At 66.5% G+C, this 13,347-nt stretch carries 13 protein-coding genes; 9 read left to right on the forward strand and 4 right to left on the reverse strand.

What is annotated here, in order from left to right:
* Position 1 precedes the first annotated feature (1 nt).
* Both argS and IEW49_RS09360 read right to left on the reverse strand, forming a co-directional pair.
* Positions 2-1,750: an arginine--tRNA ligase gene (argS, locus tag IEW49_RS09355; RefSeq protein ID WP_188642418.1), complete on the reverse strand. Its 1,749-nt coding sequence runs from the start codon at positions 1,748-1,750 to the stop codon at positions 2-4.
* Between the two features lie 70 nt (positions 1,751-1,820).
* Positions 1,821-2,468 (reverse strand): hypothetical protein, encoded by a 648-nt coding sequence (locus tag IEW49_RS09360; RefSeq protein WP_188642419.1) that lies wholly within the window; start codon positions 2,466-2,468, stop codon positions 1,821-1,823.
* Positions 2,469-2,548: 80 nt separating this feature from the next.
* Here IEW49_RS09360 and ispH point away from each other — a divergent pair, with 80 nt between their 5' ends.
* From ispH to rnhA, 3 genes are read left to right on the forward strand one after another with little or no spacing between them, the layout of a single operon-like run.
* Entirely contained in the window at positions 2,549-3,517 is a 969-nt protein-coding gene (ispH, locus tag IEW49_RS09365) for a 4-hydroxy-3-methylbut-2-enyl diphosphate reductase (RefSeq protein WP_188642420.1), read from the forward strand.
* 9 nt (positions 3,518-3,526) lie between these two features.
* Positions 3,527-4,498, forward strand: coding sequence for a homoserine kinase (locus IEW49_RS09370; protein ID WP_188642421.1), 972 nt, complete (start codon positions 3,527-3,529; stop codon positions 4,496-4,498).
* On the forward strand, positions 4,495-4,941 hold the full coding sequence (gene rnhA / locus IEW49_RS09375; protein ID WP_188642422.1) for a ribonuclease HI: 447 nt from the start codon (positions 4,495-4,497) through the stop codon (positions 4,939-4,941). The genes IEW49_RS09370 and rnhA overlap by 4 nt, the downstream gene beginning before the upstream one ends.
* Here rnhA and IEW49_RS09380 read toward each other — a convergent pair.
* The gene (locus tag IEW49_RS09380; RefSeq protein WP_229658220.1) at positions 4,938-6,017 is read right to left on the reverse strand and encodes an NAD(P)/FAD-dependent oxidoreductase; all 1,080 of its coding nucleotides are present in this window, start codon (positions 6,015-6,017) and stop codon (positions 4,938-4,940) included. The genes rnhA and IEW49_RS09380 overlap by 4 nt on opposite strands.
* 35 nt (positions 6,018-6,052) lie before the next feature.
* A complete protein-coding gene (locus IEW49_RS09385; RefSeq protein WP_188642424.1) occupies positions 6,053-7,012 on the reverse strand; it encodes an alpha/beta fold hydrolase in 960 nt (319 codons plus the stop codon).
* 92 nt (positions 7,013-7,104) lie between these two features.
* On the opposite strand from IEW49_RS09385, the gene IEW49_RS09390 reads away from it, so the two are divergent.
* From IEW49_RS09390 to IEW49_RS09415, 6 genes are all read left to right on the forward strand, one after another.
* On the forward strand, positions 7,105-7,647 hold the full coding sequence (locus IEW49_RS09390) for an A24 family peptidase (RefSeq protein WP_188642425.1): 543 nt from the start codon (positions 7,105-7,107) through the stop codon (positions 7,645-7,647).
* 95 nt (positions 7,648-7,742) lie between these two features.
* A complete protein-coding gene (cpaB, locus tag IEW49_RS09395) occupies positions 7,743-8,780 on the forward strand; it encodes a Flp pilus assembly protein CpaB (protein ID WP_188642426.1) in 1,038 nt (345 codons plus the stop codon).
* A 39-nt stretch (positions 8,781-8,819) separates the two neighbouring features.
* Complete coding sequence (locus IEW49_RS09400; RefSeq protein WP_188642427.1) at positions 8,820-10,355, forward strand: type II and III secretion system protein family protein; 1,536 nt, start codon at positions 8,820-8,822, stop codon at positions 10,353-10,355.
* A gap of 14 nt (positions 10,356-10,369) precedes the next feature.
* Positions 10,370-11,017, forward strand: a complete 648-nt coding sequence (locus tag IEW49_RS09405; RefSeq protein ID WP_188642428.1) for a CpaD family pilus assembly protein — start codon at positions 10,370-10,372, stop codon at positions 11,015-11,017.
* 1 nt (position 11,018) lies between these two features.
* Entirely contained in the window at positions 11,019-12,296 is a 1,278-nt protein-coding gene (locus IEW49_RS09410; RefSeq protein ID WP_188642429.1) for a CpaE/TadZ family protein, read from the forward strand.
* A 75-nt stretch (positions 12,297-12,371) separates the two neighbouring features.
* Positions 12,372-13,337 (forward strand): type II secretion system F family protein, encoded by a 966-nt coding sequence (locus IEW49_RS09415; protein ID WP_188642430.1) that lies wholly within the window; start codon positions 12,372-12,374, stop codon positions 13,335-13,337.
* The last annotated feature ends 10 nt before the right edge of the window (positions 13,338-13,347 follow it).

Consider the following 13,347-nt stretch of genomic DNA (forward strand, 5'->3'; position numbering starts at 1 on the left):
CCTAAAGTTCGTCGACGGCCTCGACGCCGAGGATGGCGAGACCGTTGCGAACAACCTGCCCGATCCGTTCGGCGAGGAAAAGCCTCGCGGAGGTGATTTCCGCATCGTCCTCGACGAGGATGCGCATTTCGGGCCGGTCGTTGCCGAGGTTCCAGAAGGCATGGAACGCGGCGGCGAGGTCCTGCAGATAGAAGGCGATGCGGTGCGGTTCGCGCGCGGCGGCCGCGCTCTCGACGATCCGCGGGAACTGTGCCGCGACCTTGACCAGCGCCAGTTCTTCCTCGCCCAGCCGGTCGAGCCCGTCGGCGCTCGGCGCGACGCCCGCCGCGGTCGCCTTGCGCAGCGTCGATGCGATCCGGGCATGGGCATATTGCACGTAGAAGACGGGATTGTCCTTCGAGGCCTCGACCACCTTGGCGAAGTCGAATTCCATCTGCGCGTCGGGCTTGCGCGTGAGCATGGTGAACCGCACTACGTCCTTGCCCACTTCGCGCACCACGTCGGCGAGCGTGACGAATTGGCCCGAACGCTTCGACATCTTGACCGGCTCGCCATCGCGCAGCAGCTGGACCATCTGCACGAGCTTGACGTCGAACGGGACGTTGCGGCCCGAGCCCTCGGTCAGCGCGGCGACCGCGGCTTTGATCCGCTTGACCGTACCCGAATGGTCGGCCCCCCAGATATCGATCAGCGCATCGGCATTCTCGGCCTTCTGGAAGTGATAGGCGAGATCGGCACCGAAATAGGTCCAGCTGCCGTCGCTCTTCCTGATCGGGCGATCCTGGTCGTCGCCGAACCTGGTCGCGCGGAACAAGGGCAGTTCGACCGGCTCCCAATCGTCGAGCGTTTTGCCCTTGGGCGCTTCGAGCTCACCGTCATAGACGAGATCGTGCTCGCGCAGCCACGCTTCGGCCGCTTCGGGCTTGCCGGCCGCCTGCAACTCGGCTTCCGAGGCGAACAGGTCATGCTCGATCCCGAGCAACGCGAGATCGGCCTTGATCAGCTCAATCATCCGTTCGACCGCAAAGCCTCGAAACACCGGTAGCCATTCGCTCTCGGTGGCCTCGAGATACGTATCGCCGAAACGTTCCCTGGCCGCCTCGCCGACGGGCTTCAGGTATTCGCCCGGATAGTAGCCTTCCGGAATGTCGCCGATATCCTGGCCGTGCGCCTCGCGATACCGCAGGTGCGCCGAGCGCGCGAGCGTATCGACCTGGCTTCCGGCATCGTTGACGTAATATTCGCGGGTGACGTCGTGCCCGGCGAATTCGAGCAGGCCCGCCAGCGCATCGCCCACCACCGCGCCGCGGCAATGGCCCATATGCATCGGCCCCGTGGGGTTGGCGGAGACGTATTCGACATTGACCCGCGTGCCCTCACCCACGGTCGAACGGCCATAGGTCTCGCCCAGTGCCGCGATCGCGCGCAGTTCGTCGCGCCACGCATTGTCGGACAGCCGGAGGTTGATGAAGCCCGGCCCGGCGATTTCGACCGAATCGATCGCGTCGACCTTGCGCAATTCCTCGGCCAACGACTCGGCCAGCGCGCGCGGATTGGTCTTCGCCGGCTTGGCCAGCACCATCGCAGCATTGGTGGCGAGATCGCCATGCGCCGGATCGCGGGTCGGCTCGACGGTAACGTTGCCGCGCTCGATCCCTTCCGGAAGCGTCCCGGCGGCCTGGAGCGCATCGAGCGCAGAGGAAACATGCGCGGCCATTGCCGCGTGAATGGTCTTGGTGGCTTTCGACATGGCGCCAGCGCTTAGCAAATCCGCCACAGAGCGCAACGAATCACGCGCCCCTGCGGGACCGCTCCCGGAATCAGCGCGTGGCGTTGTAGCGCAGCTGGTCCTCGGTCAGCTGGAACCCCACCAGCATCTCGAAGCTAGCCCGCGCAACCGCGGCGCGCACTTCGGGGCGAGTCAGCGGATCGACCGCCGCATCGGGATCGCCGGGGCGACGGCGACGCGTGATCTGCTCGCGGATATCCTCGGGCAGGGTCGCTTCGGCGCGATCGATATAGGCGGCGGCGGTGCCAGTGGCACGCGCGCGGTCCTGGCCGTCGGCGAAGTTCACCGTGACGCTGCCGACCTTCTTCGAAACGATCGCGCTGCCGCCGCGCAGCACGGTCACGAAATAGGGCAGCGTGACCTGCCGCGCACCCCGCGTGTCGGTACGCCGGGCGAGCACGTCGAAACTGGCGGTGGCGTAGATCTCATCCGCGCTTTCGGCGCATTCGAAGCGCAGGTTGGTCATGCTGGCCGACACGTCGAGCGCGGCGGCGGAATAGTTGTTCGGCGCGCTGAAGGTCGTCACGTCGCCGGTATAGTCGGGAATCCCGACCGCCGGGCAGGTGCTGCGCACCGCGGTGATGCCGACCCCTTGGTTGACGACGATATCGCCTTCGTTGGCACAGCCCGCGAGGCTGGCGGCGGCAAGGGCGGCAAAACTGGCAAAGCGGAGATTCATGGTTGGACCTGGTCCCGAATTTTGTCTCGTGTTCGCACCCGCCCTAGCGAGGCGGACGACAAAGCGCTAGATGCGCGTCCATGAATGCTCCCTTGCAAACCACAGACGTGCGCCGCGACGCGCTGACCGTCCTGGTCGCCGCCCCGCGCGGTTTCTGCGCCGGCGTCGACCGGGCGATCGAGATCGTCGAGCGCGCGATCGAGAAATACGGTGCGCCGGTCTATGTCCGGCACGAAATCGTGCACAATCGCTACGTGGTCGACGCGCTGAAGGAGAAGGGCGCGGTGTTCGTCGAAGAGCTCGACGAAGTGCCGGACGGCGTGCCGGTGGTGTTTAGCGCACACGGCGTGCCGAAGGCCGTGCCGGCCAAGGCCGAGGAACGCGGGCTCGATTATCTCGACGCGACCTGCCCGCTGGTGAGCAAGGTTCATCGCCAGGCCGAACGGCAGGTCGAAAAGGGGCGCCATATCCTCTTCATCGGCCATGCCGGCCATCCCGAGGTGATCGGGACGTTCGGCCAGGTGCCGAAGGGCGACATGACGCTGGTCGAGACGGTCGAGGACGTGGCCCGGCTCGACTTCCCAGCCGAACGCGAACTCGCCTTCCTCACCCAGACGACCCTGTCGGTCGATGACACCGCCGATATCATCGCCGCGCTGCAGGAGAAGTTCCCGGGCATCATCGCGCCCAAGGCCGAGGACATCTGCTACGCGACCTCGAACCGCCAGGCCGCGGTCAAGCAGATTGCGGAGAGCTGCGACCTCATGCTGGTTATCGGCGCGCCCAATTCCTCCAACTCGCTCCGGCTGGTCGAGGTCGCCGACCGGCTCGGCACCGATGCCAGGTTGATCCAGCGCGCGAGCGAGATCGAGGAAAGCTGGCTGGCGGGCGTCGGGACCGTTGGTGTGACGGCGGGCGCATCTGCACCCGAGATTCTCGTTCGAGAGGTCATCGCCCGGCTCGGCGAATTCCGCACGCTGGACGAGCGCCAGGTACGCACGATCGACGAGCGGATGGTGTTCAAGCTGCCGCGTCAGCTCGTCGACTGAGCCGGCGCCATGGCGGTTTTCACCGCGCTCGACGAAGACGAACTCGCCGCATTCCTGCAGGCATACGGCTTGTCCTCCGATGCGACGCGCACTCCGCTCGAGGGTGGGGTCAGCAACAGCAATTGGTGCCTCGATTTCGGCATTTTGAGCCCCGCTTTGGTCCTGACGGTCATCGAACCGCCGATCGCGCGCTCCGAACTCGATTTCGTTTTCGCCTTCCAGCGCCATCTCGATGCGAAAGGCCTGCCGCTGGCCGCGCCGCTCGGCCGGTCGGACGGTTCGCTGTGGGGAACGCTCGCCGGCAAGCCCGCACTTCTTTCGCCTTTCCTGCCGGGCACCGTCGCGGTGGCACCCGATTCGCGGCAGGCGGGCCAGATGGGCGAGCTCCTCGCCCGCATGCACCTCGATGCGGCCGATTTCACACCGCGCCGGTCCAATCCGATGGGCCTCCCCGATATGGCAGCGATCGTGCGCAGGCTGGACCCGCTCGCGATCGAAACGGCCGTTCCGGGGCTCGCTGCGGACCTCGCCTCCGCCTTCTCGGAAGCACTCGACGACTGGCCACAAGGACTGCCGGCCGGCGCGGTCCATTGCGACCTGTTCCCAGACAACGTGCTGTTCGCCGGCCCGCGCCTGTCGGGCGCGATCGACTTCTATTTTTCCTGCACTGCGCCGTTCGCCTACGACCTCGCAATGACCCATGCAGCATGGTGTTTCACCCCGGGCGATTCGGTCTTTCGCGAGGATGTTTCGGCGGCATTGCTCGATGCATATGCACGATCGCGAGCGCTCTCGTCCGGGGAGCGCGCCGCACTCCCGCTGCTCGCCCGCGTGGCCTGCCTGCGGATCCTCGCCACCCGTCTGCGCGACTGGATCTCACCGCCGGAGGGGGCGAGCGTCACCGCGAAGCATCCCGCTGAATTTGCACAGAGACTGCGCTTCTATTCAGGCGATCGGGGCGCTAGAGCCTTCGCTCCATGAGCAGGGTAGAAATCTTCACCGACGGTGCGTGCAAGGGCAATCCCGGTCCCGGCGGCTGGGGCGCATTGCTCCGCATGGGCGGCCGCGAAAAGGAACTGTCGGGCGGCGAGCTCGAAACGACCAACAACCGGATGGAAATGACCGCCGCGATCCGGGCTCTCGAAGCGCTCACACGGCCCTGCAAGGTCGACCTTCACACCGACAGCACCTATGTGCGCGACGGGATCACCAAGTGGATCTTCGGCTGGAAGAAGAACGGCTGGCGTACCGCCGCGAAGAAGCCGGTGGCCAATGCCGAACTGTGGCAGGAACTCGAGCGGGCGGCCGCACGCCACGATGTGACCTGGCATTGGGTCCGGGGCCATGACGGTCACGAGGACAACGAGCGGGCGGACCAGCTCGCCAGCGACGCGGCAATCGCGATCGCGCGCGGAGAGCGTTAACTTCCGCGATTGCGCGACCGGCCGAACCGGCCCGGCGCGAAGAGCGCGGCATCGAGCCCCCGCGTCATCGCATCGCGCGGCAGGTCGAGCAGCAATTGCGCGCAGAGGCGCGCCGCAGCGGGCGCGGTCTGGATCCCCGTCCCGCCCTGCCCGGCACACCAGAAAAAGCCCGGCGCGTCCTCGTCGTAGCCGAACACCGGGAGGCGATCGGGTGCGAAGCTGCGCAGTCCGGCCCATTTGCGCTCGACCGCCTCGACCTTCCATCCGAGAACGTGGGCGAACCGGTCGATGGCATGGGCGATCGCGGCTTCCTCGGGCGCGGCGTCGCACGGCTCGGACGGCTCCTCGTCATGCGGCGAGAGCCACAAGCGTCCGGCTTCGGGCTTGAAATAGAACCGCCCGTTGATGTCGAGCGTCAGCGGCAGGTCGGGTCGTGGGGCCGGGTCGGTCCGCAACTGTGCCACCGTGCGGCGAAACGGGGTGATCCCCAGCGCCCGTGCGCCCGCCATGCGGGCTACGCCGTCCGCCCACGATCCCGCGGCATCGACGATCCGGGTCGCGGTGACCCGTCGGCCGCGCGAATCGCCGAGCACCCAGCGATCGCCGTCACGCGCGATGGCTTCGACCCGCCAGCGCAACTGGAGCTCCACCCCGCCCTGCCGCATCTGCGAAATGTAGTGCTGGTGCAGCCCGGCCACGTCGATATCGGCGCAGTCGGGCAGGTACAGGCCGCAAGTCCAGCGCGGATCGAGGTCGGGATGGACGCCGAGCAGGTCGGCGCGGTCGTAGCGCGCGATCTCCACCCCGCTCCCGGCATAGCGATCGAGAAAGGTTTCGAGGATCGGCGCGTCGGCCTCGCGCGCGAGGTAGAGCCCGCCCCGCCGCGTCAGGAACCCATGATCGCGGAGGAAATCCCCCGAGGCCAGCGTCAGCGGCACGACCCCCGGCCCGCCATAGGTCTGCTCCCAGAACGCCGCCGAACGCCCGGTCGTGTGATATCCGGGCGTGTCCTCGCCCTCGAGCACGACCACCTTGGCGTACCCGGCGCATTCGGCCGCCAGCGAGGCCCCGGCCATGCCCGCCCCGACGATCGCGATGTCGTAATGGACGCTCACTTGGGTTCGGGGGTGCTCTGGTCGAGAAAGGCGAGGATGGTCACCTGTGCGCGGTCGCGAACTGCATCGACCTCGCGCAGGATCTCGTGTCGCGCCTCCGGTCCGAAATTGGCGAGGGTGGCATGCGGCAGGCGCTCGGCCGCGCGCGCGGTCGCCTTCGGATCGACCAGCTTGTCCTCGGTCACGTTGATCAGCAGCACCGGCGTTTCGACCGCCTCGAGCGCCCCGGGCGCAAAGATTTCGCGCACCGAGGCGTAGCCGCGTTCGACCCAGCCCCAGCTACCCGGTCCCATCTTGAGCTCGGGCCGCGCGTCGCGCCACCAGATCTCGTCCTCGTAGCGCTCCGCGTCATGGGTCAGCAGTTTCATCCGGTCGCGCGGGATCTCTCCCGGTTTCTCGCTCCATTTCCATGCCGGTCGCGCCGGATCGCCGATGCTGCTCATCGCCTTCGCCACGCCATGCGCGAAGCCGAACGGCACCGGCGGACCGCGAAAGCCGAGCATCGGGGCGACGAGAAAGGCTGCGTCGGGATCGACCCGGTGCTCGACCAAGGCGCGCAGCACGAGGTGCCCGCCCATCGAGTGGCCCGCAAGCACGTGCGGACCGGGCCGCTCTGCGCTCCAGTCCTGCCACAGCGCGGCGAGATCGGAGACCCAGACCCCGAAATCGGAGATGTGGCCAGTCAGCGCGTCTTCGCCGAGCCGGCCCGAGCCGGCCTGGCCGCGCCAGTCGGCACCGGTCACGTTCCAGCCCGCCGCATGCCATTCGGCCATCGATTCGATGTATTTCTCGTAATGGTCGCCGCGACCGGGGAAGAACAGGATCGAGCCCCGCGCGGCCTCGCCTTCGGGCACGGTCCAGTCGATCCGGCGGATCCGATGTCCGTCAGCCGCCTCCCAATAGTTCTCGGTGACTCCCGGCGGGATGGCGCGGCGATCGATCGCGGTGGCGGTCATGGAAGTGTGCGATCCTTCGAATCGTGGTTACCGGATGGTAACCGCTACGCCCTAGGACCGTCGCCGGACAGAGACGGGACCCGCGGGGCATCATGGACAACGAGACGATTTCCTACGCATTGCTGATGGGGCTGGCAATCGCACTCGTCGTCGCGATCGCCACCGACCTCACCCGCCGCAAGATCTACAACTGGAACACGTTCCCGATCGTCCTCGCGGCCCCCGCATGGTGGTGGGCGGCGGGATTCGATCCCTGGCCGGGCATGGCGATCCAGGTCGCGCTCGCGGTCGGGATATTCCTGTTCGGCGCATTGCTCTTCGCGATCGGCGCGATGGCTGCCGGCGACACCAAGCTGATGACCGGGATTGCCCTGTGGTTCCCGCCCATGGTCTTTCTCGAATATTTCGTCTTCGTCGCGCTGTTCGGCGGTGTGGTGACGCTGGTCTTCGGCGGGCTCCATATCATTCGGCGCAAGCACCTGCGCAGCGGCGATGAACTCGCCGACGACCCGACGGTCGGAACGATCGGTGGCGGCAATCCCGTCAAGGGCCCGAAGATCCTGATCCCCTACGGGATCGCCGTCGCGCTTGCGGGCTTGTGGATCCTCTTCAGCAAATACCCGGTCTTTTCCTGAGGCTTCCGGCCAGCGCCGTGAACCGGATTTTAACCAGTTCACCCTGATAAGACGCACGATACCCGAAGTCGGAATTCCAAAGGGGGCGTTACGCCATGGATAGGAAGAAACTCGTTTTGCTGATCGGCGCGCTGGTGATCGCGATCGGCACGGCGTTGATGGCGCGCAGCCTGTTTGCAGGCGCAGCCGCGCCCGAGGCGCAGGCCTCCGCCGTCCAGCCGCAAGGACCGCGCGTACTGGTCGCCCAGCGCACGCTCCCGGTCGGGACGATCATCACCGCAGATGCGCTGAACTTCCAGCTCTGGCCTGCCGACATGGTGCAGGACGCCTATTTCCTCGACGGCGAGACCGACGTTTCGAAGCTGATCGGCACCGTCGTCCGCTTCCCGGTCACCGCCGGCCAACCGGTCACCCAAGGTGCGCTCGTCAGCCCCGGCGATCGCGGCTTCCTCGCCGCGGCGCTCGGCCCGGGCATGCGCGCGGTGACGGTCCAGGTGAACGACCAGACCGGCGTCTCCGGCTTCGTCTTCCCCGGCGACCGCATCGACCTCGTGCTCACCCAGGAAGTGTCGGGCGACGGCCAGGCGCTCAAGGCCTCCGAAACCATTCTGCGCAACCTGCGCGTCCTCGCGACCGACAAGATGCGCGACGCGCAGACCGAAGAGGGCCAGACCGTCGTCACCGGCTTCACCTACGTGACGCTCGAAGTGACGCCGAAGATTGCGGAAAAGATCGCCGTCGCCAAGGAAATCGGCACGCTTTCGATCTCGCTTCGCTCGATCGCCGACAATGCCGGCGAACTCGAACGCGCCATCGCCAGCGGCGAAGTCGTGATCCCCGAAGGCGCCAGCGCCGACGAGGAGAAACGCATCATCCGCGCCGCGATGACGAGCCCGCAAGACGGTGAATCGACCTTCGTTACCGGCGGCGACGTGTCGCGCTTCCAGCGCCGCACCGTTCCCGCCCAGCGTTCGGGTGGCCCGCCCGTCGAAGGGATGCCCGGTCCGTCCGGTCCGCGCGGCCCGAGCTTCACCGGTCCCGCACCCGAAGGTCTCGGCAAGCCCCGGATCGTCGGTCCGACCGTGACCGTCCGCCGCGCCGACAAGGTAACCGTCGAAGAGGCCGGCAAGTAAGCCGCCGTACCGCAGACAATAAAAACAAAGGCCAAGTCCATGAAACGTAGCCTGAAAACTGTATTGCTCGGTGCGGCGCTGGGGGGCGCCACGCTGACCGCACCGACGGCCCCCGTCATCGCCCAGGGCGTCGTCGCTCCCGAAAGCCAGCTTACGCTGTCGATCGGCAGCGGGCAGCTCGTCGATGTCGGCGGTCGCATGGCCGATGTCTTCATCGCCGACGACAAGATCGCCGACGTGCAGATCAAGTCCGACCGCCAGCTCTACGTCTTCGGCAAGGCCGGCGGCGAAACGACGATCTACGCTTCCGACGCCTCGGGCCAGATCATCTATTCGGCCACCATCCGCGTGGGCTCAAACATCGACAGCATCGACCAGATGATGGCGCTCGCCATGCCCGATGCCAAGGTTTCGGTAGCGACGATCAATGCGAGCACCATCCTGCTCACCGGCACCGTCGGTGCGCCCGAGGATGCGGCCGAGGCCAAAAGCCTCGTCCAGGCGTTCGTGGGCGAGGAAACACAGGTGATCAGCCGCCTGCGCATGGCGACCCCGCTGCAGGTCAACCTGCAGGTCCGCATCGCCGAAGTCAGCCGCAGCTTCGTCCGCGCGATCGGGGTCAACCTCGCATCGATCGATTCGACCAGCGGCTTCCAATTCGGCGTTACCCAGGGCACGGCCGCCTCGGTTCTCGCCCCGGGCCGTTCGCTCGGCACCGGCGTCGAAGTGACCGATCGCGTGTTCAACCCGATCACCGGCGAGGTCGAGGACCTCCCGGGAACCAGCATCCCCGGCGGCGGATCGGGCACCACGCTCGGTCTGGTCGGCGAATTCCTCGGGCTCGACCTCGGTGCGGCGCTCGACCTTGCCGAAACGCAAGGCCTGGTGACCACGCTGTCGAATCCGAATCTTACCGCGCTGTCGGGCGAGACCGCCAATTTCCTCGCCGGTGGCGAATTCCCGATCCCGCTGAACCAGGGGCTCGGAACGACGACGATCGAGTACAAGAACTACGGCGTAAGCCTGGCCTACACGCCGACCGTGCTCGCCAATGGTCGCATCTCGATCCGCGTCCGGCCCGAAGTGTCCGAACTTTCGAGCCAGGGTGCGATCACGCTCAATGGCTTTCAGGTTCCCGCGCTCATCACCCGCCGCGCCGAGACGACGGTCGAGCTGGGCTCGGGCCAGAGCTTCATGATCGCCGGCCTACTGAGCAACCAGTCGCAGAACTCGATCGAGAAGGCACCGGGTCTCGGCGACGTCCCGATCCTCGGCAACCTGTTCCGCTCCTCGACCTATCGTCGTGGCGAAACCGAGCTCGTGATCGTGGTCACGCCGTACCTGGTCAAGCCGGTCGATGCCAACCGCATCGCGCTGCCGACCGACGGCTTCCGCAGCCCGAGCGAGTTCCAGCGGCTGATCCAGAACAAGGAAAACGACGGGGTGTCGGGCGCCCAGCGCCCCGTCCCGCGCGCCTCGACGCAAGGCGCTGCCCCGTCTGTCGATAGCGGCGCGCCGCCGATCGCACAGGGCCGCGAAGAAGATACCGCCGCGCCCGGCTTCAGCTTCGAGTGAGAGAGGACCGAGAAATGAAACGCACGATTATCCAACGCGCTTCGGCCGCCTTCGCGCTGTCGCTCGGCCTGCTTACCGCCGGTTGCGGCGGCACTCCCGAATGGCGCGGGCTCGAAAGCCCGAACCAGCCGGTCGTCACCCGTACCAATTACACGATGGACCTGTCGGCCGGAGCCGAAGGCCTGTCGATCCCCGAACAGCGGCGCCTCGCCGATTGGTTCGCGGCGATGGAGCTTGGCTATGGTGACCGCATCGCGATCGACGATTCGTCGGCCAGCCAGGCGACCCGCGACGCCGTGCAGGCGATCGCCTCGCGCTACGGCATGATCATCGAGGATACCGCGCCGGTCACCGAAGGCGTGGTCGGACCGGGCGCAGTGCGCGTGGTCGTTACCCGCTCGCGCGCCGAGGTTCCGGGCTGCCCCAACTGGTCCGCCCAGTCGGATCTCAACGACGTCAACGCAACCTACCCGAATTACGGATGCGCCGTGAACGGCAATCTCGCTTCGATGGTCGCCAACCCGGAAGACCTGATCCGCGGCCAGCAGGCGCAGGGCGGTTCTTCGGAGGCGACCTCGACCAAGGCGATCGAAGCCTATCGCGCCGCCGCGCCGACCGGCGAAGGCGGACTTGAAGAAACCGACACCACCGGAGGAAACTGAGATGAACGCGCCATGGAAGGCAGGTCAGGGCAACCGCGACAGCTTCGCCGCCTATATCTGCGACGACACGACGCTCGACGTCTTGCGGCCGGTGGTGGTCGAAATGGGCTGGCAGCCCGAGAAGTGCAACAAGGGCGGGCTGCGTAACGCGGTCCAGTCGCTCGCCGTCTCGGCCAGCCCGAACATCCTGATCGTCGACCTTTCGGAATGCGGCGATCCGCTGAACGACATCAACGCGCTCGCCGAGGTCTGCGAGCCCGGCACGGTGGTGATCGCGATCGGCCAGGTGAACGACGTTCGCCTCTATCGCGACTTGCTCGCCAGCGGGATTCACGACTACCTGCTCAAGCCGCTTTCCTCGGGTCAGGTGCGCGATGCGCTGTCCGAGGCGCAGGCGGTGTTCTCCGCCCCCAAGGCCGGCGAAGGCGAGGTGGCGAAGCGCCATATCTCGACCGCCATAGTCGGTACGCGCGGCGGCGTAGGTGCCTCGACGCTCGCGACCAGCCTCGCGTGGCATTTCTCGCAGGACAAATCGCTGCCGACCGCGTTGCTCGATCTCGACGTGCATTTCGGGACCGGTGCGCTTGCGCTCGATCTCGAGCCGGGCCGCGGCCTGACCGATGCGATCGACAATCCGGGCCGGATCGATGGGCTGTTCCTCGAACGCGCGATGATCCGCGCGAACGACAACCTCGCGATCCTCTCGGCCGAAGCACCGATCGCGCATCCGCTGATGACCGATGGCGCCGCCTTCGTGCAGCTGGAGGAGGAATTCCGCCAGTCGTTCGAGATGACCGTCATCGACATGCCGCGCAACATGCTGATCAACTTCCCGCATTTGCTGTCGGACGTGAACGTGATGGTGCTCGCCACCGAATTCACGCTCGCGGGTGCGCGCGATGCGATCCGCATCCTGTCCTGGCTCAAGACCAATGCCGCGCAGGTCCAGCCGATCGTCGTCGCCAACAAGGCGCAGCCGAATGCGGAGATTTCGAAGTCCGAATTCGAGGCCTCGATCGAGTGCGGCGTCGATGTCGTGCTGCCCTACGATGCCAAGGCCGCCGTGACTGCGGCAAAGCTCGGCCAGCCCTTCATCGAAGCCAACCGCTCGCATAAAATGTCGAGCGGGATCAAGGATATCGCCGCGCAGATCATCAAGGTCGGCGATCCCGAGGCGGAGCCCGCGACCGAAGCACCGGGAGCCAAGGGCTCGCTGCTCGGCAAGTTCGACCTCAAAGGTCTGCTCGCAAAGAAGGAAAAGGCGCCCGAAAGCGCCTGAACGCCATGATTTTCCCGGTGGCGGCGCACCCGTGCCCCGCCACCGGCCCGCGCCAAACCAAGGGGGTTTCGCCCAGTGCTACAGACCGTATTGATCGCTAGCGGATTGTTCGCGCTGTTGGTGCTCGCCTATTCGGCCCTGTCCGGACCGGCACCCTCCAAGGCCACCCAGCGGCGACTGGCGCAGGTGCGTTACCGCCATTCGGCGAACACCAAGGACAAGGTCGAGGCGCAGCTCAAGAAGGCCGTCGCCGCTCGCCGTCCGAAAGCTCACCGGATCGCCGGATCGGGCAGCCGTATCGAGGCTCTCGACCTGCGGCTCCAGCGGACCGGCAAGAAGTGGACGCTGTCGCAATATCTCTATGCCTCGCTCGGCATCGGGCTGGTGGTCGCGGCGATCGTCTTCCTTCGGTCCGGTGCCCTGCCGCTTTCGCTCGCGATCGGCGCGCTGGCCGGGTTCGGCATCCCGCACATGGTGGTGAGCCGCGCGATCAAGAAGCGCGCTGCCCAATTCAACTCGAAATTCCCCGACGGGATCGAGCTGCTCGTACGCGGCCTGCGTTCGGGCCTGCCGGTCACCGAAACGCTCGCCGTCGTCGCTCAGGAAGTGCCCGGGCCGGTGGGTGAAGAATTCAAGACCGTGGTCGAACGCATCAAGATCGGCACGCCGATGGAAGACGCGCTCCAGGAAACGGCCGATCGGCTCAACACGCCGGAGTTCAGCTTTTTCTGCATCACGCTGGCAATCCAGCGCGAGACCGGGGGCAACCTCGCCGAAACGCTTTCGAACCTGTCCGACGTGCTCCGCAAGCGCGCGCAGATGAAACTCAAGATCAAGGCGATGAGCTCCGAATCGAAGGCCTCGGCCTATATCGTCGGCGCGTTGCCCTTCATCGTGTTCGGGATGATGTACTGGATCAGCCCCGAATATATCGGCGGCTTCTTCACCGAGGACCGGCTGATCGTGGCCGGCCTGGGCGGACTGGTCTGGATGAGCATCGGCGCCTTCATCATGGCCAAGATGGTCAGCTTCGAGATCTGAGCGGGACGCG

Source organism: Pseudoblastomonas marina (genome assembly GCF_014641655.1).
Classification (GTDB): domain Bacteria; phylum Pseudomonadota; class Alphaproteobacteria; order Sphingomonadales; family Sphingomonadaceae; genus Alteriqipengyuania_A; species Alteriqipengyuania_A marina.

What these genes read in the sequence shown, in the direction of transcription:
- argS (WP_188642418.1), bottom strand. Translation starts at nt 1,750, where the DNA reads ATGTCGAAAGCCACCAAGACCATTCACGCGGCAATGGCCGCGCATGTT.
- IEW49_RS09360 (WP_188642419.1), bottom strand. Translation starts at nt 2,468, where the DNA reads ATGAATCTCCGCTTTGCCAGTTTTGCCGCCCTTGCCGCCGCCAGCCTC.
- ispH (WP_188642420.1), top strand. Translation starts at nt 2,549, where the DNA reads ATGAATGCTCCCTTGCAAACCACAGACGTGCGCCGCGACGCGCTGACC.
- IEW49_RS09370 (WP_188642421.1), top strand. Translation starts at nt 3,527, where the DNA reads ATGGCGGTTTTCACCGCGCTCGACGAAGACGAACTCGCCGCATTCCTG.
- rnhA (WP_188642422.1), top strand. Translation starts at nt 4,495, where the DNA reads ATGAGCAGGGTAGAAATCTTCACCGACGGTGCGTGCAAGGGCAATCCC.
- IEW49_RS09380 (WP_229658220.1), bottom strand. Translation starts at nt 6,017, where the DNA reads ATGGCCGGGGCCTCGCTGGCGGCCGAATGCGCCGGGTACGCCAAGGTG.
- IEW49_RS09385 (WP_188642424.1), bottom strand. Translation starts at nt 7,012, where the DNA reads ATGACCGCCACCGCGATCGATCGCCGCGCCATCCCGCCGGGAGTCACC.
- IEW49_RS09390 (WP_188642425.1), top strand. Translation starts at nt 7,105, where the DNA reads ATGGACAACGAGACGATTTCCTACGCATTGCTGATGGGGCTGGCAATC.
- cpaB (WP_188642426.1), top strand. Translation starts at nt 7,743, where the DNA reads ATGGATAGGAAGAAACTCGTTTTGCTGATCGGCGCGCTGGTGATCGCG.
- IEW49_RS09400 (WP_188642427.1), top strand. Translation starts at nt 8,820, where the DNA reads ATGAAACGTAGCCTGAAAACTGTATTGCTCGGTGCGGCGCTGGGGGGC.
- IEW49_RS09405 (WP_188642428.1), top strand. Translation starts at nt 10,370, where the DNA reads ATGAAACGCACGATTATCCAACGCGCTTCGGCCGCCTTCGCGCTGTCG.
- IEW49_RS09410 (WP_188642429.1), top strand. Translation starts at nt 11,019, where the DNA reads ATGAACGCGCCATGGAAGGCAGGTCAGGGCAACCGCGACAGCTTCGCC.